We start from the raw sequence: 21,595 nt of genomic DNA on the forward strand, positions 1-21,595 counted from the left end.
TTTCGCTTATTGTAATTCTGGGCAATTGTTTATTAAAAGGGCAAAAGTCAATAGTGTGAGCATTATCGCAGTAATTGTGATCAGATTGAAACTAAAATATAACAAACGGGCATATGCCCAATAAAATAGCAATTATTTAATTTTAGGTTAAGGAGTCACAATGTTAAAGCAGAAATCAGTGTGGATGCACATCGGTGCTGGGTCATTTCATCGTGCTCACCAAGCGTGGTATTTGCACCGCTTGATCCAACAAGGGGATGATAGTTGGTCAATTGCCTTAGGGAATATTCGCAATGATACGAATTCATTGCTTGATAACTTAACCAAGCAAAATGGGGAATATACCCTTGAAACTGTTTCACCTGAAGGTGAGCGCCATTATGAAAAAATCACTTCAGTGCGTAAAGTATTGCATTGGGATGAGAATTTAAGCCAGTTAGTCGAACAAGGCCGTGATAAAGCAACACGCGTGATAGCCTTCACGGTCACGGAGGCGGGCTATTATTTAACCCCACAGCATGAATTAGATGCAGAACAGCCAGATGTTAAAGCAGACTTAACGGGCAAAATGAGCACCATATATGGTGCGTTAACGCATATTTTACGTGCACGTTTAGCTGCGCATGGTGAACCCGTAACCTTATTAAACTGTGATAATTTACGCCATAACGGTGAGCGTTTCAGACATGGCTTTTTATCTTTCTTACAGCTAAAAGGTGAAAGTGAGTTATATCAGTGGGTGAAAGAACATACCCGTTCACCGAACACTATGGTGGATAGGATCACCCCTCGGCCAACATCAGATGTGGCTGAGCGTGTTAAACAACAAACGGGTTGGGATGATAAAGCTCCTGTTATGGGGGAAGCATTCATTCAGTGGGTGATTGAAGATGACTTTATTAATGGGCGCCCTGCATTAGAAAATGTCGATGTAGAAATGGTTGAATCCGTTTTACCGTGGGAAGAAGCAAAAATTCGTATTCTGAATGCGAGCCACAGTTGCATTGCTTGGGCTGGAACCTTAATTGGTTTGAGCTTTATTGATGAAAGTACCCGCCAATCCGCTATCAAACAAATGGCATGGAATTATGTCACATATGACGTGATACCGTCATTGTCACCGAGCCCTCTCGATTTAGAACAATACCGCGATGTGGTACTCGCACGCTTTAGTAACCCTTATATTCAGGATACTAACCAGCGTGTTGCCGCTGATGGTTTATCAAAAATTCCCGGTTTTATCACGCCAACATTGCAAGAATGCTATCAGCGCCAGCAAACTCCAGCCGCGACAGCGGTGCTTCCTGCTTTATTCTTCGTGTTTTTACAGCGCTGGGCTCGTGGTGAATTACCGTATGAATATCAGGATGGCGTGTTAGATGTACCGCTATATCAAAAAATGATGAATAGCAGTGACGCATTGTCGCAATTTGTCTCAAGTGACATGCTGTTCGGCTCACTCGCTCATTCTACTGAATTTCACGAATTGATGAGCAACACGGTTGAAAAAGTTGAAAATTGGCTCAAGTCACCTCAACAACCTCTGTAAGGAGAAAGGCGATGTACCTCGGAATTGACCTAGGCACTTCAGAACTTAAGGCTGTATTAATTAATGCTCAGGGCGAAATTGTTGCCTCAAGCCATATGGCATTAACCGTACAAAGGCCACATTCTCAGTGGGCCGAGCAATCGCCAGATAGCTGGTGGGAAGCCACCAACGCAGTTGCGGCTACGTTGCGACAAAAATCCCCAGAAGCATGGGCGGCGGTAAAAGCAATTGGCTTATCAGGCCAAATGCATGGTGCGGTACTGCTTGATGAGCAAAATCAAGTGCTGCGTGATTGTATCTTATGGAATGACACCCGCAGTGCGAAAGAATGCGAATGGCTGATGGAGAATTACCCCGAGTTTCTAACCATTGGCGCTAATTTGGTGATGCCAGGTTTCACAGCGCCCAAATTATTGTGGGTTGCACGTCATGAGCCTGAAATATTCAAGCAGGTTGCTAAGGTATTGCTTCCTAAAGATTATCTGCGTTGGAAAATGACGGGGTTATTTACCAGTGACATGTCCGATGCCTCAGGTACATTATGGCTAGATGTGGCTAAGCGTGATTGGTCTGATGAACTATTGGCTGCAACTAATCTAACTCGTGAACAAATGCCTTCTTTAGTTGAAGGTGCTGAAAAAAGCGGTGTGTTACGGGCGGATTTAGCTTCCCAATGGGGGCTTAGCGCCGATGTAATTATCGCGGGTGGAGGCGGTGATAATGCGGCTTCTGCTGTTGGTGTTGGTGCGGTTAATGACGGTGATGCTCTAATTTCCTTGGGCACCTCTGGCGTCATTTTTGTGGTTAATAATCAGCTACAAGCCGCACCACACCAAGGCGTCCATGCTTTTGCCCATGCATTGCCAAATCGTTGGCACCAAATGAGTGTGATGTTAAGTGCTGCCAACTGTTTGCGTTGGCTTTGCCAGCTTCTTTCCACAACGGAAAATCAGCTAATGGATGAAGTGGGGCAATTGACCGATGACCAGAAAAAGCAAGCTCCGGTATTTCTGCCTTACCTCTCAGGGGAACGAACGCCCCATAATGACCCTTATGCTATGGGCTCATTTTTTGCGTTGAGAAATGAAACAACTCGGGCCCAGCTTGGTTATGCAGTGATTGAAGGAGTAACCTTTGCTCTGGCAGATGGCATGCAAGTACTTAAACAAACGGGGACGCAAGTAAGCCGCTGTAGTTTAACAGGAGGCGGTGCGCGCAGCCCAGTTTGGGCGCAGCTGATTGCGGATGTTATCGATATACCGATTGTGACCCACCCAGCGAGTTCATCAGGGGCTTTAGGTGCGGCTCGTCTGGCATGGCTGGCGGATGGCGGCAATACAGAAATGGTGTGCCAAAAACCAGAAGTGTTGAATACCTATTTACCACAAAAACAGTACCAAACTTGGTTAAATCAACGGCTCGATGCTTTCCGCTTATTATATCAACAGCAAAAACAAGCAAGAGAATTATTGCCTCAGTAGGCAATTGTGGCGGTGTTTCCCTACACATCACCGCCACAGTTATCTCTTCGCGATTGATTAAAATAACAAAATTAGAATGAGGAAACTGCAATGGAACAGAAGCAGTATTGGCTTGGTCTACCTAAGCATTTGTTCTGGGGTTTTATTGCCATCGCTATTTTTATGAGTGGTGATGGCTTTGAAATGGCTTTTTTATCGAAACATATCACTGATTTAGGGTTTACACCGGCACAATCAGCGATGGTATTTACTGTCTATGGCTTAATGGCAGCCGTTGCCGCATGGGCATCTGGCGTCGTAGCTGAAATTATCACCCCCCTAAAAGCCATGATGATCGGGTTTATTCTCTGGATTGTCATGCATGCCTTATTTATGGCATTTGGCTTAGGCATGAAAAGCTACGGTATGATGTTGTTATTCTATGGGATCCGTGGGCTAGCTTATCCCTTGTTTATCTATTCATTTATGATGATGTTAGTGCAAGTCATCCCTCGAGCGCATCTTGCTGCTGCCACGGGGTGGTTCTGGGCGATGTATTCTGTCGGAATTGGCGTGATTGGGAGCTATTTACCCAGTTTTTCAATTCCAATGATAGGGGAGACAGGAACATTATGGATGGCCATTGGTTGGGTCGCTATTGGTGGTGCAATTGCGTATTTTAGCCTACGCAATGTTCCAGTTGACCGCTCTAAAGTCAATTTACCGATGAAAGATAAAATGGCCGAATTATCGCGGGCTGCCACCATTTTATTTACCAACAAAGACATCTTTATGGCGAGTTTAATCCGTATTATCAATACAATCTCATTGTTTGGTTTTGCGATTATTATGCCATTACTGTTTGTTGACCGTTTAGGGTTTACCATTTCTGAATGGTTACAGATTTGGGCTGTTTTCTTCTTTGTGACTATTTTTACGAATATTTTTTGGGGAATTGTTGGTGAACATATTGGGTGGGTTCGTCAGGTCAGGTGGTTTGGTTGCCTAGGTATGGCAATATCTAGCCTGATGTTCTATTACTTACCGGTTTATTTTGGCCATAATTTTGCGATTGCTTTAATACCTGCGATTTTACTGGGGATCTTTGTGGCTGCATTTGTTCCAATGACGGCGGTATTCCCAAGTATTGAGCCACACCATAAAGGTGCTGCGGTCTCAATTTATAACCTTTCAGCGGGGCTGAGTAATTTTGCTGCACCGGCAATAGCCAGTTTAGTATTACCTTTCTTTGATATTGTGGGCGTTGTTTGGGCATATACAGGTTTGTATCTCTTTGCAGGAATACTGACATTTTTTATTAAAGTGCCACAACCTGGATTTGAAAATAATCGCAAAATAAAATCAGTGAAGTCGATGACAGAACAACAAACCAGTCATTAATTTACTTTATCTAATATTTATCGAGTCCTGTAGATAGTGAATATCTATGGGGCTTTTCTTTATTTAAAGAAACGCTATTGTCGTGACAAAGTAAATTGCAGATGAAGGGATATCGTCCTTTACAACAGCAATATAAAGAGAAACGGTTTAAAAAGAAAATAAAGTAGAATATTTCCTATAAATAGAAATATGATTCATATTTATAAGGTGATTTTTTATCTTGTTGCGATTTTTATTGAAAATACAGCACTAGACAATAGAATATAATTTCATAGACTAAAAAACAATCTATAGTCAATTCGTTTATTAAAAGAAATTTAAATGACATAAAATATTAGATTACAAACCTGCATTTAGAGAATGTTAAGGCACTTACCCATTTCGATGTTATATCTGACTATTAAATTCACTGTATACCTTTATTCCAAGCAATTTAAATCCTGTTTGACTCTCTATACATCTGAATTTTCGGTGTTATGATGAATTTTGTTGCAATTTTGTATGTTTGCAGCGAAATACTCTCTACATTGGTGTTTTGTTGTGCCAAATAAAATTTATAATCTAATCCTAATTAAAATTAATAGTTTTCAATACCAAAAAATAATCTAATAAAAAAAGATAAGTGCGGGGAAAAAGTTATGTCACAGATGTTAGCTCTGTTTCTGATAGTGGGAATATTATATATCGGGGATGCTATAGCCGTTAGAACTAAGGCTTGGATCCCCTCCGTATTTGTATGCGCAGTGCTCTTTCTTTTAGGTTATTGGACTATTTTCCCGAAAGATATTGTAAGTATTGCCGGTATTCCTCAAGTAGTTGCGGTGACCTTGATGTATTTGTTAATTACAAATATGGGAACCTTATTATCGCTAAAAGAATTGTTGCGCCAATGGAAAACCATTCTTATCTCCTTAGCTGGGATTTTAGGTATCATTTTCTTAACCTTTATTATTGGGGTTGCCTTATTTGATTTAAACACGGTATTAGTTGCAGTTCCTCCGCTAGTTGGCGGTATTGTTTCTTCGTTAATTATGTCAAAAGGTGCAGCTGAGGCAGGTTTGGTTGACCTTTCGGTTTTCGCAATCTTAATTTACGTTATGCAGGGATTTGCTGGCTATCCATTAACAGCCATAATGTTAAAAAAAGAAGGACGCCGGGTTCTAGAGAAATATCGAAGTGGCCAATGGCAGGAAACTTTATCAGTTGATGGCGCCAAAGAGGTTGAAGTGAAAACGGTGGTATCTGAAGATGAAATGCCACGTATGTTTAAAAAAATTCCTAATCACTATAACACCAGCTATTTTAAATTCTTGCGCTTAGCGGCGGTAGGGTATTTGGCTTATTTGGCGTCGTCCTTTGCTGCTCCTTATGTGAGTATTAGCCCATTTGTATTGTGTTTATTATTTGGTGTTATTGCCTCTTCATTAGGTTTCTTAGAAAGACAGCCGCTACAAAAAGCCAATGGCTTTGGGTTCGCAATTATGGCTTTAATGTTGTTTATCTTTGATACATTAAACCATGCGACCCCGGATATGTTATTACGCCTAGTTTATCCGATGGTGGTGTTAATTTGTGCTGCGGTTATTGGGATGTACCTTGCATCATGGGTCGTTGGTAAAATATTAGGTGTTACCAAAGAAATGGCGTTTGCCGTTGCGCTAACGGCATTATATGGTTTCCCAGCAGATTACATTATTACGAATGAAGCAATAAATGCATTAACGAAAGACGAAAAAGAACGCCAGGTATTAACTAGCCATATGTTAGGGCCGATGCTAGTTGGTGGCTTTATTTCTGTGACCATGGTGTCTGTCGTGCTAGCCGGTATCATGGTGGCTTATATTGTTCCAATTGCAGGGTAAAAAATAATGGAAACAAGTACTTCAAGAATTCAGCGCCATTTAGAACAGTTGGCAGAATACACCGCAACTCCGGGTCAGGGTACTACGCGGATGAGCTACAGCGAACAAGATAAACAAGCTCGTGCTTATCTCAAACAAGAAATGGCTGCGCTAGGCTTGCAAGTCCGTGAAGATGCGATTGGCAATATCTATGGGCGTTTAGAAGGCCTGCAAGCTGATTTACCTGCGGTTATTGTGGGCTCTCATTTCGACTCAGTTCCTCATGGAGGGGCATTCGATGGCCCCGCGGGGATTGTTACGGGTTTGGATGTTGTCGCGCGCATTCGCGAGCAAAACTTAACACCAAAGTATCCCTTAGAAGTGATCGCATTAGTTGAAGAAGAAGGTACCAGTTTTGGCCGCGGTTTGATGGCGTCGAGTGTAATAACAGGGCTGATAGGCACAAAAGAATTATACCAATTGAAAGATAGTCAGGGCGTGAGTGCCGCGAAACGTATGGCTGATGCAGGGTTCAATGCAGACAATGCATCCCAAGCGGTGCTTGACCCTAAAAAGGTTAAAGCATTTTTAGAGCTACATATCGAACAAGGTCCAGTATTAGAACAGGTCAATGAAGATGTAGGGATCGTAGAAACCATCGTTGGTATCAGTCAGTTAGAAATTAAACTGACAGGTAAAGCTGGCCATGCAGGTACTACGCCAATGAATATGCGAGCCGATGCATTAGTGTGTGCGAGCCAAATTATCAGCCAAATTCCTAAACTCGCGAAAGCGGCGGGCGATAATACCGTTGCGACAGTGGGGCGTTTAGCGGTATTACCGAATGGGGCGAATGTTATCCCAAGCGAAGTCACCTTTAGCGTCGATATCCGTTCTAAAAATGATGTCGCGTTACGTAAAGTAATTGAGCAAGTAATTGAGTTAACAGAACAAATAAGTGATTCGTTAGCTATTTCAAGCGATATTGTTCAGCCGTTATATGTTCAGCCAACGGAGCTCAATAGCGATATTCATCAACTGATGCGACAGCATGCCAGCGACCAAAACTTACGTTTTCGTTCAATGGTCAGTGGTGCAGGGCATGACACAATGATTTTTGCGGGTATAACTCAAACAGGGTTGATATTTGTGCCAAGCCGTAATGGGTTAAGCCATCATCCTGATGAATGGACGGATTATGCACAAATTGCACGCGGGGCAGATGTGATGTTTGCTACTGTTAAATCATTAATAGAATGTTAATAAATTAGCTAGATAAAGTATCTGGCTGTGTAATAGGGTAAAAGGTAGAAAAATGATCAACAAAATAATTACAGCCGCAATCAAAAAACACACACCTGAAATGATTGCTTTTCGTCGTGATCTACACGCTCACCCTGAACTACCGTTTGAAGAAATACGCACGACAAAACGTATTGCTGAAGAATTAGACAAAATTGGAATAGCGTATCGATTAACTGAGCCTACAGGTGTCATTGCTGAAATTAAAGGCGGTAAGCCAGGTAAAACGGTTGCTCTACGTGCAGATATCGATGCTTTACCCGTTTTAGAGTTAAATGATTCATTAGAATATAAATCAACAATTGAAGGAAAAATGCATGCTTGTGGCCATGATGCTCACACCGCAATGCTATTAACCGCAGCCAAAGCGCTATATGAGGTGCGTGAAGAATTAGCGGGTAATGTACGTTTAATTTTCCAACCTGCTGAAGAGATTGCTCAAGGCGCATTAGCTATGATCAAGCAAGGTGCAATCGAAAATGTCGATAACGTTTTTGGCATGCATATTTGGACAACCACACCATCTGGAAAAGTGTCTTGCAATGTGGGTGGGTCTTTCGCATCCGCGGACTTACTGAAAGTCACTTTTAAAGGACGGGGTGGCCATGGTTCAATGCCAGAGGCCACCATTGACGCTGCGGTTGTTGCGTCTGCATTTGTTATGAATTTACAAGCGATAGTTTCCCGAGAAACGTCTTCTTTAGACTCAGCGGTGGTCACGATAGGTAAAATGGATGTCGGGACTCGCTTTAATGTCATCGCTGAAAATGCGGTGTTAGATGGCACGGTACGTTGTTTTGATATTGAAACTCGTAACCGCATCGAAGCGGCTATCCGTCGTTATGCGGAACACACGGCGGCTATTTATGGGGCGACGGCACACGTTGATTATATCTATGGGACATTACCAGTTATCAATGAAGAGCGGAGCGCGTTACTGGCTCAATCCGTGATTTCGCAAGCTTTTGGTGAGCAAGCGCTGATTAATGAAAGACCGACACCGGGCGGTGAAGATTTCAGCTTCTACATTGAAAATATCCCAGGATGCTTTGCTCTACTAGGCACAGGAAATGCCGAAAAGGACACTCAATGGGCACATCATCATGGCTGCTTTAATATTGATGAAGACACGATGGCGACAGGTGCTGAGCTTCATGCTCAGTATGCATGGAGCTATTTACAGCAACAGGAGTTTTAATTGAGCCTGTTAATGCTATTAGGGTTAGTTGTTTTACCAATACCAGGATTACCACTAACCCTACTGCCGATTTATTTTGGTTATTAAGATAAGTTAAGAGCGCGAATAGCGGCGAGTTGTGTAGCCGCTATTAATTATGATGAATAAAAATAGCGTCTCTTAAACGTTGTTGTTGTTCAAATCGTTGTTCTTGGTTGATTTGTGGATCATGGGATAGCTGCATTAGCATTTCATTCATATTATGAACTGAGTTTTCATCAATCAATCGATTTACTTTTTCAACAATTTCATCATAGTAGGACATCACACAGGCTCCAATTAATATTCATTAAAGTTATCATAACGCAAAATCTATTGGGTTAGATAGGCGATTAATTCTGTTTGTCGATCACCATAACCGCCATCGTATTCGGTTCTAAGGCTCGCATTATATGCGGCTCATCCCCAGGGTAGTGAATATAGTCGCCAACCTGTAACTCAACAGGGTTATCCAGTGGGCCGACTAATGCTCTGCCGGACATAATAATGATGTGCTCGCTGACGCCATGCATATGAGGTTCTGAAATACGATCGCGGCCGGGCTGGGCCACCACAGTATAAATATCACGTCGCGAATCTGCGGGAGCTGATGAGAGCAAAAAGGCCAAATAATTTGCGTGCTCAGCACTAACAGGTATCGCCTCCCCATGGCGGATCACCGTGACAGCTTCTTGTTTCTCTTCAATTAATCGCGCGAAAGGAATATCTAACGCCACACAAAGTGCCCATAAGGTTTCAATACTTGGGTTACCACTACCCGATTCCAATTGAGAAAGTGTCGATTTAGCGATACCTGCTTTGCGAGATAGTTCTGATAGGGATAGCCCGCTTTTTTGTCTTTCACGAACAAGGGCTTTCGAAATCAACTCAATGGGAGGAGAAGGTAGATTCAATTTTCATTTCCTATTTAGATTGCACTTTACACTACATGTCGACATAATGAACGAATGTATTATATATCGAACAGTCTAGGAATGCTAACGTCAATAAGCTCAACATTAAATCATAGCACAGTGAAAAACATAGCTCTTGTCTGTTTTGCTGACTTAATTGTCGGCATTTCTTATGGCGCATTGGCGCTTTCACAAGGATTTGACTGGTGGGTACCACTCACTTTATCTATTTTGGTGCTCGCAGGGGCGTCTGAGTTTTTGTTTATCGGTGTTATTTTTGCAGGAGGTAGCCCGCTTTCTGCTGCACTTGCAGGGTTATTAGTGAATTCACGACATATTCCTTTTAGTTTTGCAACCAGTGATTTAACGGGTAAGGGAGCAAAGTCATTACTGGGCTTTCACATCATGAATGATGAGAGCGTTGTATTTGGTTTAGCTCAAGAAACTGAATCAGAAAAACGTGCGGCTTTTTGGTTGTGTGGAATAGGTATTTTACTGTGTTGGCCAATAGGTGTCGTAATAGGTGAGGTATTGGGTAGCTTTATCAGTGATACACACATATATGGGATGGATGCGATGTTTCCTGCGATTATTTTAGCGCTTTCCTTGCCTGCATTCTCAGATAAACGCCTGAGGTTAACTGCAATAATTGGTGCGGTCATCGCGGTTGCAACTACACCGATATTGCCTGCAGGGATCCCTGTATTACTCGCGCTATTGAGCTTGGTTATTTATATAAGGAAATAAATGATGACAAATAACCCATGGTTAATTATTAGCGGTATCTTACTGCTGGCGGTTGGTACTTATTTAATGCGAGCATCAGGGGCTTTGCTGCGCGGTCGAGTAGTCCTTTCGGAGAATAGCAAAGTATTATTTTCAGCAGCAGCTATTGTTATTTTATTCTCGGTTGCGGCCACATCTACGTTATTTTCCGGTGATGAAGTTTCTGATTGGCCTAAAATTGTAGGGGTGTTAGTGGCAGGGATACTGACATGGTTTAAAAAGCCATTTATTATCATTGTCTTGTCAGCTGCGATTGTGACTGCGTTACTTAGGTTAATTTGAGACTAACTTGAGGTTAATCAGAGCTATTTAACCTGAAGAAAGGTTACTATGAACAATGGACTGAACCGCCGCTAATTTGAATCGTGCTGATTTATGTAAGCTTTATAACTAACAGATAAAATAGCCAACAGATAAAAAAAGTAGCCCCGACTTGAAAGGAGTGGGGCCACTGAAATTTACTCAGTTAGATCTTTTATTGTTTCAGAAGAGCCATTTTTTTGGACAGAGGCAATCCCTTTAAGCGCAGATTGCTTCGATGCATACATTTCACTTTTAGCAATCACTTCGTGATTTGCTGCTTTTAAAACGAAATAGTAAGGCTGAGCAACGTCTTTAGTGGATTTTTTTAATTCAAAATACCCCATGATAAGCTCCTGATTTTCTATTGAAAGGATGTTAAACAAAGTGTTAATAAGTCGCAGTTATTAACAATCTGCTTGAATTAAGATTAGTCGCTATTAGGTGTTATTACTAGGGGAAAGGGTTCAATTCAGATAAACTTTTTTCTAAAAAAAAGCCCCTGTGATACAGAGGCAATCGTAGGATATATAGAACTCTTTATTATTTAACTAAAATATCGGTTTTTACTCTCTACAGCTATCTGGTTGTACTTATCGATATAAAAGGTTTTGCCGATAACTTAATTAATATTCATTAATATTAACTATTGATTTGCTGCTGGCGCGCTAATTGGTTTCGGTGTTGGCATCGTATTCATTGCTTTAAATTCAGGGACTTCTATCACGGTAACTTTGACAATATAGCGTTTGCCATCTTCAATTTTTGGGGTATTATTGGCCAGTTTTTTTGCAGTTTCATTTGGTGCCGTCGTTTGTTCTGCAACGCTATATATTATGTTGTGGTGGTTACCCATGTGTTGACGAGGCATTTTCTGGTTAACGCCATTTGCTGCCGCGGTAAAACCCACGGTTAATAATGCTAATGCTAATAAACTGGTATTTAATTTTTTCATTTCAATTTCCTCTGTATTGTTGATGAGTAAATCATTCACCAATTCATTTTGCCCCGCAATCGCTTTTACCTCCCCTGACGGAAGCTCCATAATTACTGCACTTTTTATTCAAGCTTGTTCCATAATTTTTATAAAACAGTGGGTTAGTAGACGATAATTTACATTTTTAGACCACTTGTGCTAATGCAAATTTCAGTGCTGGAGACATCAAGGAGGATCGTCTAGGATGATAAGTTAGGTTCGTAAAACTCTTACAAAGTGAGTGTGTATGTCAGATAAAAAAATTCCCCTTTCTTTACTCGATCTTGCGCCAATTATTGAGGGTTCCACAGCGAAAGAGGCCTTTGCTCATTCCCTTGACATCGCCCAACTCGCAGAAAAACTGGGTTATCACCGCTATTGGTTAGCGGAACACCACAATATGACGGGGATCGCCAGCGCCGCTACGTCGGTATTGATTGGCTACCTTGCCGCGAATACGCAATCACTACGACTCGGTTCTGGTGGCGTGATGTTGCCGAACCATTCACCGTTGGTGATTGCAGAGCAATTTGGCACATTAAATACACTTTACCCTGAGCGTATCGATTTAGGCATAGGACGTGCACCAGGAAGTGATCAACGAACGATGCAAGCGTTACGCCGCCATATGAATACGGATATCGATAATTTTCCTCAAGATGTGGCTCAAATTGTCAATTGGTTTGATGCAACTAACCCAGATCCAGTCGTGCGTCCCGTTCCGGGATTTGGTGAAAAAATCCCCGTTTGGTTATTGGGTTCAAGCTTATACAGTGCAAGGCTAGCCGCGCAAATGGGACTGCCATTTGCCTTTGCTTCCCATTTTGCCCCTGATTTATTGTTGCAGGCGCTGGATGTTTATCGTGCTAATTTCCAGCCATCGCAGAGACTCTCTAAGCCGTATGCGATGGTGTGCATCAACATCATTGCCGCGGACACTCAACGTGAAGCGGAGTTTTTATTTACCTCGGTGCAGCAAGCGTTTGTCATGTTACGTCGTGGCCAGCCTTCTCAATTGCCTGCACCAGTCGAGAGTATGGAAAATATCTGGTCGCCTGCCGAGGAATTTGGTGTTCAACAAGCACTAGGTATGTCATTGGTAGGGGATAAAACTAAAGTACGCCATGGGCTAGAAACGATATTGCGACAAACTCAAGCCGATGAAATTATGGTCAATGGCCAAATTTTTGATCATCAAGCTCGTTTACACTCTTTTGAGTTGGCAATGCAGGTCATGAACGAAATTATGTAATGTATATAGTGGAATGCTTAACACCAATGCAAGGACGCATTTTCAGGCTGGGTTTAAAAAATGATAACCCAGAAAAATCTGGGTCATTGACGGCTAGCAAGCTATTTGTGGTTGATGAGGCTCTAAAGGGGGTAAACCATGAGCAGCACGTGCTCTATCGCAGGCCTCATTGTAAATACCATCCTGCCAAGATTGTTCGAACTCACGACACGGTGTGGGTCTTTGTGCATAAATCGAACAAGAGACACACTCACCAATAGTGCCTTCTAAGGCCTTACAGCGAGTATTTTGTTTTTGATTAGTCCCCTGCATACAACTCATAAAGGGGGTGACCTGCTCGGTTAAATGTTGGGGCACAATACCGCCTCCACTTTCAGCTTCAGCCCAATAAAAAGAGACGCGAAAATAGGCACAACACGCACCGCAGCTGACACAAGGGTTATCTGAAGGATCAGTTTTTAGGATATGGACATTATTAGTCATATTAAAAAACCATAAATGATTGTTGATAAATCCCCATAGGAAATGGGGGGACGCAACACAAGCAGGAAGCTCAAGAAAACGTTGCTCAAATTTTATTATCTTATGTAATCCCAGCTTATTGCAATAGAACTCAGCACAAAAAACTGGGTTTTTTGATATTATCCAAGGTAAATAAAATCAAAATAGTTATAGCAACGATAAAAAAACCTGCCGAAGCAGGTTTTCTGATATAGATAACAGTTTAATTATTAAACATGTTTTAAATCTGCATCATCATTTTGATTGAATATTGCTTTATCTGTTTCACCCATCAACTGGCTGGTCACTGTCCCTGCTGTCATTGAACCACTGACATTCAATGCAGTACGGCCCATATCAATTAACGGTTCAACTGAAATCAATAGGGCAACTAATGTGACAGGTAAACCCATCGCTGGAAGTACAATTAACGCTGCAAAAGTTGCACCGCCACCGACACCGGCAACACCCGCTGAACTGATAGTAACGATACCAACGAGTGTTGCTATCCAGAGTGGGTCGAATGGGTTAATGCCCATTGTTGGTGCGACCATCACGGCTAACATTGCAGGATAGATACCCGCACAACCATTTTGCCCAATTGTTGCACCAAAGGATGCAGAGAAACTAGCAATCGATTCAGGGATACCAAAACGACGTGTTTGTGTTTCAATATTCAGTGGAATACTTGCAGCACTTGAACGGCTAGTGAATGCAAAGGTTAAAACAGGGCCTGCTTTTTTAAAGAACTTAATCGGGTTCAAGCCTGTTGTCGCAACTAAAATGCCATGTACAACAAACATAATGCCTAACGCAACATAGGACGCAATAACAAAAGTTCCTAGGTTGATGATGTCATGTAAGTTTGAACTTGCTACGACTTTAATCATCAGCGCCATCACACCATACGGCGTTAAACGCATGACTAAACGAACTAATTTCATTGCCCAAGCCTGCATAACATCAATCGCTGCTAAGGCTTTTTCACCACGTTCTTTATCGTCTTTAAACAATTGTAGTGCGGCAACACCCAGGAAGGCGGCAAAAATAACGACACTAATAATTGATGTTGGGTTTGCACCCGTTAAATCCGCAAATGGATTTTTGGGAATAAACGATAAAATTAGTTGAGGTACGGTTAAGTCGGAAACTTTCCCAATATAGTTGCTTTCTATTGCAGATAAACGTGCTGTTTCGGATTGACCTTGAACTAAGCCTTCTGCAGTTAAACCGAATACATTGGCAATTAAAATACCTACTAACGCTGCAATAGCAGTGGTAAATAACAAGGTGCCAATTGTTAAAAAGCTTATTTTACCCAGCGAAGACGCTTTATGTAGCCTTGCCACTGCACTTAGTATTGAAGCAAACACCAATGGCATAATCACCATTTGTAATAGCTGCACATAACCATTTCCGACAATATTAAACCACAGAATGGAGTCTTTTACCGTTTGGTGGCCACTGCCATATACGAGGTGCAGTACTACCCCATAGGCAACACCGAAAACCAGGCCAACTAACACTTTCTTAGATAGGCTCCAGCCTTTAGCCCCTAGTTTTGCTAACAGTATTAGTAGTGCTACAAAACCGAGCACATTAATAATTAAAGGAATATTCATTCCGAACTCCAAATCATATTTTTATAAGGTATGTTACTTGCCCTTTAGTCCTTATTGGTTATAAGGATTTAGTTGCTTCAAACAACTGGTTATATGTTATCAGCTGATAAAACACATTTCTTATACCAAAAAGTAATAAGATAGTATTATTCATACTTACATTATATTACAAAACTATAATTTATGTGGGGAGATATATATCTATTTGATTATGAATATATTTTATAATCACATCAATATGACTATAAAAATCGAATTGATAACCTGCAGGTAACAGGCAGGCACAAACAGTCAAAACAATGGCAACAAAGCGTTCTCCACGTTGGCTATTTTTACCGCGGATCATGGGAAAACAAAAACGCTGGGGGAGTGGCCATAGTAATGGTACTCCAGAAGGAGTGAGCATATCGGCGACGAGATGACTGATATAGCCCAATAAAAAGGCTTGAATAATATCATTTGGGATTGCCCATTCAGCAGGTAGCCATTGATAACAAGAAATCATCAAGAGAAACCATGCAACTAGGCTATGAGTAAACCCTCGGTGCCCACACAACTTGGAAATGGGTAATGAAAAAATTCGCAGTAGTCGTCCAGGAATTGAAGAAGGGTGGTCAATATCGGGCAATAATGCGCCTAATAAGACGCCTGGAACCATGTGCAGCCAATCACCATGAGCAATCTCTGGGGTGATTTGAAGTTTATGAGCCATTATCAAAGAGGCGACGGAAAAAAGCAGATGCCCTTCAGCTGTCATGGTGGATAAAATACCATCTGTTTATCTATACAGTTGATTGGCAGTATAAAGTGTTTGAAAAGAATATGATAGTAGTAGAAAGGTAAAAAAACTCTTATTTATTAGCAGATAAGGGAAGAATTTTATAATTTTACATAATTCCCCTACCTAAGTTAGATAGGGGAGAACACTTATTAAGCACACAAAGTATTTTTAACGTAAATGTTCAGCTTTTAAGTCATTCAGTGAGGCCAATTTGATATCCGCTAAACCAAAGCGCGGGTCATTAAAATGTTTGCTATCAGGTACTACAATTGAACGCATTCTGGCGGCCTTTGCAGAAATCATACCGTTAAATGAATCTTCTAATGAAACGCAATTGACGGGTTTAGTCGATAACTCAGCTGCGGCTTTAAGATAAACTTCAGGATGAGGTTTACTCAAAGGTAAATCAGACGCAGAAATAACCGCAGAGAAATAGTCACGAATATCCAGAAGGTTTAATACTTTTTCCAACATATACAAAGGAGAGGCGGAAGCCAGCGCAATTTTTAAATCCATTGAACGGCAAAGTTCCATGGCATGCTGCACTCCGGGTAGAATAGGGCGAGTTTCTTCAACTAAGCCAACAACACGGTCAATGATACGTTGTGTGGCTTCTTCTTGGCTGCATCCTTGCCAAGGGGAGGCGTGGTACCAAAGCTCCACCACATGGTCAATACGTAAACCTAAAGTATCAGGCAGGGTATCTGCAATTGAAACGTCGACACCCAATTGTGAAAAAATCTCAAGTTCAGCCTGTGCCCAAAAAGGTTCCGAGTCGATCAGTAAACCATCCATATCAAAAATGACTGATTGGATGGGAAGATTATGGTACATGTCAAAACTCCATTCATGTCGTATCTATTAGCGAAGGAGCAATGATATCAGTAAACTGACCTCAAGCGTATTACTTGGGTTAGTATTAAAACAATATTAAAGAATATTCGGACTGCATGAAGTAGAAATATCATGATAAAAGATAACCACACTATTTTGATTAGTCTGAAAGTCTAAACATTGTTATCAATTATGAATTGAAATTTGGAGGCAATGAATATTTTCAGCTATGATTAGCCTTGAGAAATCATTGTAAAAACTTATTAAAAATAATAACGCTGAGGAAAAGCAGTAATGAATTACCATAATGCCAATTATGTCGCAGTCGGCAAACGTATTCTGGGTTGGGTTGTTTTTCTGTTAGCATTAATTTCGACATTGGTGTCTTTAATTAAATTGGCTGGCATGAAGGGGCTCGCAGGTGAAGGGGTCAATGCGGTCGCTAATGATTTTATTAAATTAATGGCGGAAATGACCCGTCAAACTACACCATTCCTAAATTTCTTTTGGAATAATTCACCAGTACCTCAAGTCGCTAATGGGTTTTCCGGTAGCAATATCAGTTTTATCATCATCTTTATTTTTATTTTTGTTGGGCTGGCGCTAAGTGCATCAGGTTTGCGCATGTACCGACAAATTAAGTTTATTCGTGAAAGTTTAGAAGACCACGTGATCATAGAAAAAGCAAAAGGCGTAGATATCTCGAAAGAAGAGCTTGAAGCTAAGGTGACTATTCCACGACACACAATTTTCACTCAATTTTTTCTTCTTTATTTTTGGCCAATTGTATTGGGGGTAGGGTTGTATTTTCTTTTGCGCTTCCTTAATTGGTAATTTTCGTCATACTTCGAACTGTAGCTGTGTTGGCTTCTTTCGGCTATTTGGGTCACATACTTGTGTATGCTCCCCAAACTATCCTCACTTGCCGCCTTGCCACAGCTCGAATTATTTAGAAAATTCATTATTTGTCGTACGCCATACTATGAGGGTGTTGGCTTCTTTCGGCTATTTGGGTCACATATTTGTGTATGCTCCCCAAACTATCCTCAATTGCCGCCTTGCCACAGCTCGAATTATTTAGAAAATTCATTATTTGTCGTACGCCATACTATGAGGGTGTTGGCTTCTTTCGGCTATTTGGGTCACATACTTGTGTATGCTCCCCAAATTATCCTCGATTGCCGCCTTGCCACAGCTCGAATTATTTAGAAAATTAATTATTCGTTATACATAACGCTAAAAAATTTATTTTTCACTCAGTAGGTTATCAATAATCGTGCGTGCTTGCTGGTAGCTTTGTTCGTTACCAAAGATATGGGCTTGGTTAAGTAAATAGTAAAGTTGGTATATTGGTTGTCTATTTAAAAAACCATTGGGCAGTGGCCAAACACTTTGGTAGCCATCAATAATTTGGATCGGAAGATCTTGATATAATGGCAACATCGCAATATCACACTCCCTATCACCCCAATAACATGCGGGGTCATACAGCACCCCTTCAAGATTTTGAGTGATAGCACAGTTAGCCGGCCATAAATCACCATGTAATAAAGAGGGCTGTGGTTGATGCCCAGCAAGTTTGTCCTTAACAATATCGACAATTTGCTGAATATCAGCAAATACCGTCCCTTTTTCAGAGGCGAGTTGTAATTGTAAGCCAATACGCTTTTCTGCAAAAAATGAATTCCAACGCTTTTCCCAGCCATTAGGTTGTACAATTGTGCTTAGCATAGTATCAAAATCAAACCCATAACTAGGCTGTTCTTCCCATTGATGTAAACGCGCTAATTGTTGACCAAAATGCCATGCATTAGTGTTATCGAAAGGTTTGAGAGGGAAATATTCGAGCAGAAGAAAACTGTGGTGCTTATTGCTGCCAACGCCGTAAACCTTAGGAACGGTTATTGTTTGGCTTTTAGCGAGCATTTCAAGTTGTTCAGCCTCTTGTTTAAATAAAGGCAAAAACTCACGCCGGTTTTGTTTAATAAACACGGTGTGTTCGCCATAGTCAATTCTTAACGTATGGTGAATATCACCACCAGACAGAATGACTTTGTTACGTAGCTCCGCCTCTCCTAAGTGTTCACTTAATAAACGACACATTGCTTGCCACATGACTCACCTCGCTCTGCTTTGGTCTTCATTAATATAATACTATAGCGACAGTTTAGGAATTAACAGTGATAATTGTTTAAAAAGAAGAAGCTATCACGAAATTATAGAACAATTATTAGGTGAATAAATATTAATCTAGCCTATGTTCAGCCAAATGAGAATGTTCAGATAATTTAGCTTGAGCTCAAGATCTTGACGCCATTTGCGAGCGATTTCAGGTAAACTGCAAAAAATACTTTCATACTTAAGGAGTGCTATGAACACGGATTTTCAAAAACCGCGCTGGTTAAGAGACTTACTGCGATTCATTCCGCTGAAAAGCCAGTTTGTTCTATTTGGTAATGTTCGAGACCTACAAGCCAGCGAAATTGCACCCACTATAGTGACACCGCTGCCATTTAATCAAGCACTCTTTAATCACTTATTTCAGGCAGGATATGCCTATGTGATTACCTACACGCCACTTATTGGCTTCCAATGCGTGGCAAACCCCAAAGAAAATCCGCAAGCGAGTGCCACATTGATGCAAAACTTAGGTTTGCATATGGCTGATGATAAAGCCGCTGGTGGTATTGATATGCTAAATCATTTGCTGGAAAAATTTATTAACTACAAGCAGCAGCCAATTGCATTATGTATTGATTTCGCCTCTTGCTTGATTTCCCATCGCGATAACCTAACTCCAGCTGAGCACAGCTTATTTACTCGGGCTCTGATGGTTTCTCATCAAGCTAAAACGCGACCAGCAGGGGAAAATAACCAACCGTTTTACAATTCTATTTTTTGGATTGTGGAGAAAGAGACTGACTTGCCGGATTGGTTTTTAGTCAATAACCCTCGAATAAGAGTCATTCCTGTGGCGAAGCCTGATAACCAAATTCGTCGGGTGCTCACGCCGATGCTGCTAGCTTCTTTGACTGATATTAATGGCATAGAGCAGGCAGATAAAGACAGCTTATTTAATGACTTTATTGATGAGACAGAAGGACTCTTATTACTGGACTTAACGGCGATAGTGCAGCTAGCGCGGATTGAAAATGTCCCTGTGACGCGAATTAGTGATGCAGTAAGACGTTATAAAGTGGGAATAACGGAAGATCCGTGGAAAAAAATCGATAAACAGAAAATACATGACGCGCCACAGATAATTTCTCGCCGAGTTAAAGGCCAACAACATGCCGTCACCCATTTATTGGATATCATTAAACGTGCCATGACGGGAGTGGGGGGGCATAAAGGAGGCCGACCTCGGGGCGTTTTATTTTTAGCGGGGCCAACGGGGGTAGGAAAAACAGAACTGGCGAAAACAGTGACTCAATTGCTATTTGGTGATGAAAGTGCCTACATCCGTTTTGATATGTCTGAATTTAGCGCTGAACATGCAGACCAACGCTTAATTGGTGCTCCTCCTGGTTATGTCGGGTATGACTCTGGTGGTGAATTGACGAATGCCATTCGTGAGAAGCCATTTAGCGTGGTGCTGTTTGATGAGATAGAAAAAGCGCATCCGCATTTAATGGATAAATTTCTACAAATTATTGATGATGGCGTGTTGACATCAGGCCGTGGAGATCGTGTCTATTTCTCGGAATCTTTAATTATTTTCACGTCAAATCTCGGTATTTATCGTTTAGATGCGAATGGTGAGAGAGTAGCGAATGTGCAACCCAGTGAGCCTTTTGAAACGGTGACACGCAATGTGAAAAGTGAGATCGAACGTCATTTTAAATTAGTACTAAATAGGCCTGAGTTACTCAATCGAATTGGGGAAAATATTATTGTTTTTGATTTTATTCGCCCCGATGTGGCACAACAAATATTTGAGCAAATGGTGGACAATATTCTTTCTGGTTTGGAAAAACAATCGCTGACGATCACCATTTCCCCACAAGCAAAAGAAACGCTAAAACAGCATTGTTTAGCCGATTTATCGAATGGGGGGCGAGGAATACGCAACCAATTGGAAAGCTACCTAATTAACCCGTTATCTCGTGCTATTTTTGACCAAGATTTACAACCTAATTCGGCCTATCAAATCGTCGAAATTACCACAGGTGAAACCACCCAAATCACTTTAGCTGCGATGGGTAATTGATGTGATGAATATTAGTATTTCACGAATTCATTTTCCAATTATGGCTTTAGGCCCCGGAAAACGTATTGGTATCTGGTTTCAAGGCTGCTCATTACGCTGTAAAGGCTGCCTTTCTCCTGATACATGGCAAGTGAAAGACAATAACATCACGGTAGAACAATTACTGGAACAGATCACTGAGTGGCTACCATTGGCGGATGGCATCACGATTTCAGGGGGAGAGCCGTTTGAGCAGCCGGAAGCCTTATCTGCATTAGTCAGTGGAATTAAACAGCGAACGGATGCGGATATTTTGGTTTATAGCGGTTATCAATGGGAACACATCGAAGAGAGTGTTTCACAAATGGCTCCCTATATTGATGCGTTGATCAGTGAGCCCTTCAAAGTGGCGCTTCCGCAAACCCAAATGCTTAAAGGTAGTGATAATCAACAATTACATATGCTGACGCCATTAGGTAGGACGCGGTTTATAGCATATCAGCGTGCGACGACACCCGAGGATAAAGTGTTGGATTTAGCGTTTGACGAAACTGGGCGGCTATTTTTGGCTGGTGTTCCTGAACGTGACGATATGTTGCGCCTGCGTACTCTGATTGAACAGCAAGACCAGTCTTTGCAACAACTAAAAAAATAACTAATTGGATGAATGG

Annotated in this window: 21 protein-coding genes; 12 read left to right on the top strand and 9 right to left on the bottom strand. The window is 41.4% G+C overall.

Annotated features, from left to right (window positions below; translation table 11 throughout):
• Window positions 1-160: 160 nt before the first annotated feature.
• The 6 genes from dalD to M0M83_RS08815 all read left to right on the top strand — a co-directional run bounded on the left by dalD (window position 161) and on the right by M0M83_RS08815 (window position 8,751).
• Window positions 161-1,549 carry a D-arabinitol 4-dehydrogenase gene (gene dalD, locus M0M83_RS08790; RefSeq protein WP_248468272.1) on the top strand — a complete coding sequence of 463 codons (1,389 nt, stop codon included), beginning with the start codon at window positions 161-163 and terminating at the stop codon, window positions 1,547-1,549.
• Window positions 1,550-1,560: 11 nt separating this feature from the next.
• Window positions 1,561-3,030 carry a xylulokinase gene (gene xylB / locus M0M83_RS08795; RefSeq protein ID WP_125890917.1) on the top strand — a complete coding sequence of 490 codons (1,470 nt, stop codon included), beginning with the start codon at window positions 1,561-1,563 and terminating at the stop codon, window positions 3,028-3,030.
• A 90-nt stretch (window positions 3,031-3,120) separates the two neighbouring features.
• A complete protein-coding gene (locus M0M83_RS08800; protein ID WP_248468273.1) occupies window positions 3,121-4,410 on the top strand; it encodes an MFS transporter in 1,290 nt (429 codons plus the stop codon).
• Between the two features lie 638 nt (window positions 4,411-5,048).
• Complete coding sequence (locus M0M83_RS08805) at window positions 5,049-6,272, top strand: hypothetical protein (protein ID WP_125890919.1); 1,224 nt, start codon at window positions 5,049-5,051, stop codon at window positions 6,270-6,272.
• Between the two features lie 6 nt (window positions 6,273-6,278).
• The gene (locus M0M83_RS08810; protein ID WP_213913282.1) at window positions 6,279-7,514 is read left to right on the top strand and encodes a Zn-dependent hydrolase; all 1,236 of its coding nucleotides are present in this window, start codon (window positions 6,279-6,281) and stop codon (window positions 7,512-7,514) included.
• A gap of 52 nt (window positions 7,515-7,566) precedes the next feature.
• On the top strand, window positions 7,567-8,751 hold the full coding sequence (locus M0M83_RS08815) for an amidohydrolase (RefSeq protein ID WP_125890921.1): 1,185 nt from the start codon (window positions 7,567-7,569) through the stop codon (window positions 8,749-8,751).
• 130 nt (window positions 8,752-8,881) lie between these two features.
• Here M0M83_RS08815 and M0M83_RS08820 read toward each other — a convergent pair whose 3' ends face one another.
• Window positions 8,882-9,055 carry a DUF2526 family protein gene (locus M0M83_RS08820; protein WP_125890922.1) on the bottom strand — a complete coding sequence of 58 codons (174 nt, stop codon included), beginning with the start codon at window positions 9,053-9,055 and terminating at the stop codon, window positions 8,882-8,884.
• A gap of 67 nt (window positions 9,056-9,122) precedes the next feature.
• A complete protein-coding gene (locus tag M0M83_RS08825; protein WP_144140111.1) occupies window positions 9,123-9,683 on the bottom strand; it encodes a helix-turn-helix domain-containing protein in 561 nt (186 codons plus the stop codon).
• 81 nt (window positions 9,684-9,764) lie between these two features.
• Here M0M83_RS08825 and M0M83_RS08830 point away from each other — a divergent pair, with 81 nt between their 5' ends.
• A complete protein-coding gene (locus M0M83_RS08830) occupies window positions 9,765-10,430 on the top strand; it encodes an AzlC family ABC transporter permease (protein WP_248468275.1) in 666 nt (221 codons plus the stop codon).
• Window positions 10,431-10,433: 3 nt separating this feature from the next.
• Complete coding sequence (locus tag M0M83_RS08835) at window positions 10,434-10,751, top strand: AzlD domain-containing protein (protein WP_410480058.1); 318 nt, start codon at window positions 10,434-10,436, stop codon at window positions 10,749-10,751.
• Between the two features lie 176 nt (window positions 10,752-10,927).
• On the opposite strand, the gene M0M83_RS08840 is transcribed toward M0M83_RS08835, so the two are convergent.
• Window positions 10,928-11,116 (bottom strand): YegP family protein, encoded by a 189-nt coding sequence (locus M0M83_RS08840; RefSeq protein ID WP_004263611.1) that lies wholly within the window; start codon window positions 11,114-11,116, stop codon window positions 10,928-10,930.
• Window positions 11,117-11,415: 299 nt separating this feature from the next.
• Window positions 11,416-11,814 carry a hypothetical protein gene (locus M0M83_RS08845; RefSeq protein ID WP_248468276.1) on the bottom strand — a complete coding sequence of 133 codons (399 nt, stop codon included), beginning with the start codon at window positions 11,812-11,814 and terminating at the stop codon, window positions 11,416-11,418.
• 178 nt (window positions 11,815-11,992) lie between these two features.
• Here M0M83_RS08845 and M0M83_RS08850 point away from each other — a divergent pair, with 178 nt between their 5' ends.
• Window positions 11,993-12,997 (top strand): luciferase-like monooxygenase, encoded by a 1,005-nt coding sequence (locus M0M83_RS08850; RefSeq protein WP_248468278.1) that lies wholly within the window; start codon window positions 11,993-11,995, stop codon window positions 12,995-12,997.
• 93 nt (window positions 12,998-13,090) lie between these two features.
• On the opposite strand, the gene M0M83_RS08855 is transcribed toward M0M83_RS08850, so the two are convergent.
• From M0M83_RS08855 to hxpB, 4 genes are all read right to left on the bottom strand, one after another.
• Window positions 13,091-13,480, bottom strand: coding sequence for a YkgJ family cysteine cluster protein (locus tag M0M83_RS08855; RefSeq protein WP_102139226.1), 390 nt, complete (start codon window positions 13,478-13,480; stop codon window positions 13,091-13,093).
• 248 nt (window positions 13,481-13,728) lie between these two features.
• The gene (locus M0M83_RS08860; RefSeq protein WP_125890927.1) at window positions 13,729-15,120 is read right to left on the bottom strand and encodes an L-cystine transporter; all 1,392 of its coding nucleotides are present in this window, start codon (window positions 15,118-15,120) and stop codon (window positions 13,729-13,731) included.
• A gap of 181 nt (window positions 15,121-15,301) precedes the next feature.
• Window positions 15,302-15,877, bottom strand: a complete 576-nt coding sequence (locus M0M83_RS08865) for a metal-dependent hydrolase (RefSeq protein ID WP_125890928.1) — start codon at window positions 15,875-15,877, stop codon at window positions 15,302-15,304.
• A gap of 192 nt (window positions 15,878-16,069) precedes the next feature.
• Window positions 16,070-16,735, bottom strand: a complete 666-nt coding sequence (hxpB, locus tag M0M83_RS08870; RefSeq protein ID WP_004263628.1) for a hexitol phosphatase HxpB — start codon at window positions 16,733-16,735, stop codon at window positions 16,070-16,072.
• A gap of 294 nt (window positions 16,736-17,029) precedes the next feature.
• On the opposite strand from hxpB, the gene M0M83_RS08875 reads away from it, so the two are divergent.
• The gene (locus M0M83_RS08875; RefSeq protein WP_102139224.1) at window positions 17,030-17,569 is read left to right on the top strand and encodes a YniB family protein; all 540 of its coding nucleotides are present in this window, start codon (window positions 17,030-17,032) and stop codon (window positions 17,567-17,569) included.
• Between the two features lie 411 nt (window positions 17,570-17,980).
• On the opposite strand, the gene M0M83_RS08880 is transcribed toward M0M83_RS08875, so the two are convergent.
• Complete coding sequence (locus tag M0M83_RS08880) at window positions 17,981-18,850, bottom strand: fructosamine kinase family protein (protein ID WP_248468280.1); 870 nt, start codon at window positions 18,848-18,850, stop codon at window positions 17,981-17,983.
• Between the two features lie 256 nt (window positions 18,851-19,106).
• On the opposite strand from M0M83_RS08880, the gene M0M83_RS21780 reads away from it, so the two are divergent.
• Together M0M83_RS21780 and M0M83_RS08890 are read left to right on the top strand one after the other, a co-directional pair.
• Entirely contained in the window at window positions 19,107-20,945 is a 1,839-nt protein-coding gene (locus M0M83_RS21780; RefSeq protein WP_248468282.1) for an AAA family ATPase, read from the top strand.
• A gap of 4 nt (window positions 20,946-20,949) precedes the next feature.
• Window positions 20,950-21,579 (top strand): 4Fe-4S single cluster domain-containing protein, encoded by a 630-nt coding sequence (locus M0M83_RS08890; protein ID WP_248468284.1) that lies wholly within the window; start codon window positions 20,950-20,952, stop codon window positions 21,577-21,579.
• Window positions 21,580-21,595: the final 16 nt, after the last annotated feature.

The sequence above is a fragment of the Providencia rettgeri genome (assembly GCF_023205015.1).
In the GTDB taxonomy this organism is placed as follows: domain Bacteria; phylum Pseudomonadota; class Gammaproteobacteria; order Enterobacterales; family Enterobacteriaceae; genus Providencia; species Providencia rettgeri_E.

Bases quoted from the DNA above. Each gene is read 5' to 3' on its own strand.
- dalD (WP_248468272.1), top strand. From the start codon at position 161: ATGTTAAAGCAGAAATCAGTGTGGATGCACATCGGTGCTGGGTCATTT.
- xylB (WP_125890917.1), top strand. From the start codon at position 1,561: ATGTACCTCGGAATTGACCTAGGCACTTCAGAACTTAAGGCTGTATTA.
- M0M83_RS08800 (WP_248468273.1), top strand. From the start codon at position 3,121: ATGGAACAGAAGCAGTATTGGCTTGGTCTACCTAAGCATTTGTTCTGG.
- M0M83_RS08805 (WP_125890919.1), top strand. From the start codon at position 5,049: ATGTCACAGATGTTAGCTCTGTTTCTGATAGTGGGAATATTATATATC.
- M0M83_RS08810 (WP_213913282.1), top strand. From the start codon at position 6,279: ATGGAAACAAGTACTTCAAGAATTCAGCGCCATTTAGAACAGTTGGCA.
- M0M83_RS08815 (WP_125890921.1), top strand. From the start codon at position 7,567: ATGATCAACAAAATAATTACAGCCGCAATCAAAAAACACACACCTGAA.
- M0M83_RS08820 (WP_125890922.1), bottom strand. From the start codon at position 9,055: ATGTCCTACTATGATGAAATTGTTGAAAAAGTAAATCGATTGATTGAT.
- M0M83_RS08830 (WP_248468275.1), top strand. From the start codon at position 9,765: ATGCTAACGTCAATAAGCTCAACATTAAATCATAGCACAGTGAAAAAC.
- M0M83_RS08835 (WP_410480058.1), top strand. From the start codon at position 10,434: ATGACAAATAACCCATGGTTAATTATTAGCGGTATCTTACTGCTGGCG.
- M0M83_RS08840 (WP_004263611.1), bottom strand. From the start codon at position 11,116: ATGGGGTATTTTGAATTAAAAAAATCCACTAAAGACGTTGCTCAGCCT.
- M0M83_RS08845 (WP_248468276.1), bottom strand. From the start codon at position 11,814: ATGGAGCTTCCGTCAGGGGAGGTAAAAGCGATTGCGGGGCAAAATGAA.
- M0M83_RS08850 (WP_248468278.1), top strand. From the start codon at position 11,993: ATGTCAGATAAAAAAATTCCCCTTTCTTTACTCGATCTTGCGCCAATT.
- M0M83_RS08855 (WP_102139226.1), bottom strand. From the start codon at position 13,480: ATGACTAATAATGTCCATATCCTAAAAACTGATCCTTCAGATAACCCT.
- M0M83_RS08860 (WP_125890927.1), bottom strand. From the start codon at position 15,120: ATGAATATTCCTTTAATTATTAATGTGCTCGGTTTTGTAGCACTACTA.
- M0M83_RS08865 (WP_125890928.1), bottom strand. From the start codon at position 15,877: ATGACAGCTGAAGGGCATCTGCTTTTTTCCGTCGCCTCTTTGATAATG.
- hxpB (WP_004263628.1), bottom strand. From the start codon at position 16,735: ATGTACCATAATCTTCCCATCCAATCAGTCATTTTTGATATGGATGGT.
- M0M83_RS08875 (WP_102139224.1), top strand. From the start codon at position 17,030: ATGAATTACCATAATGCCAATTATGTCGCAGTCGGCAAACGTATTCTG.
- M0M83_RS08880 (WP_248468280.1), bottom strand. From the start codon at position 18,850: ATGTGGCAAGCAATGTGTCGTTTATTAAGTGAACACTTAGGAGAGGCG.
- M0M83_RS21780 (WP_248468282.1), top strand. From the start codon at position 19,107: ATGAACACGGATTTTCAAAAACCGCGCTGGTTAAGAGACTTACTGCGA.
- M0M83_RS08890 (WP_248468284.1), top strand. From the start codon at position 20,950: ATGAATATTAGTATTTCACGAATTCATTTTCCAATTATGGCTTTAGGC.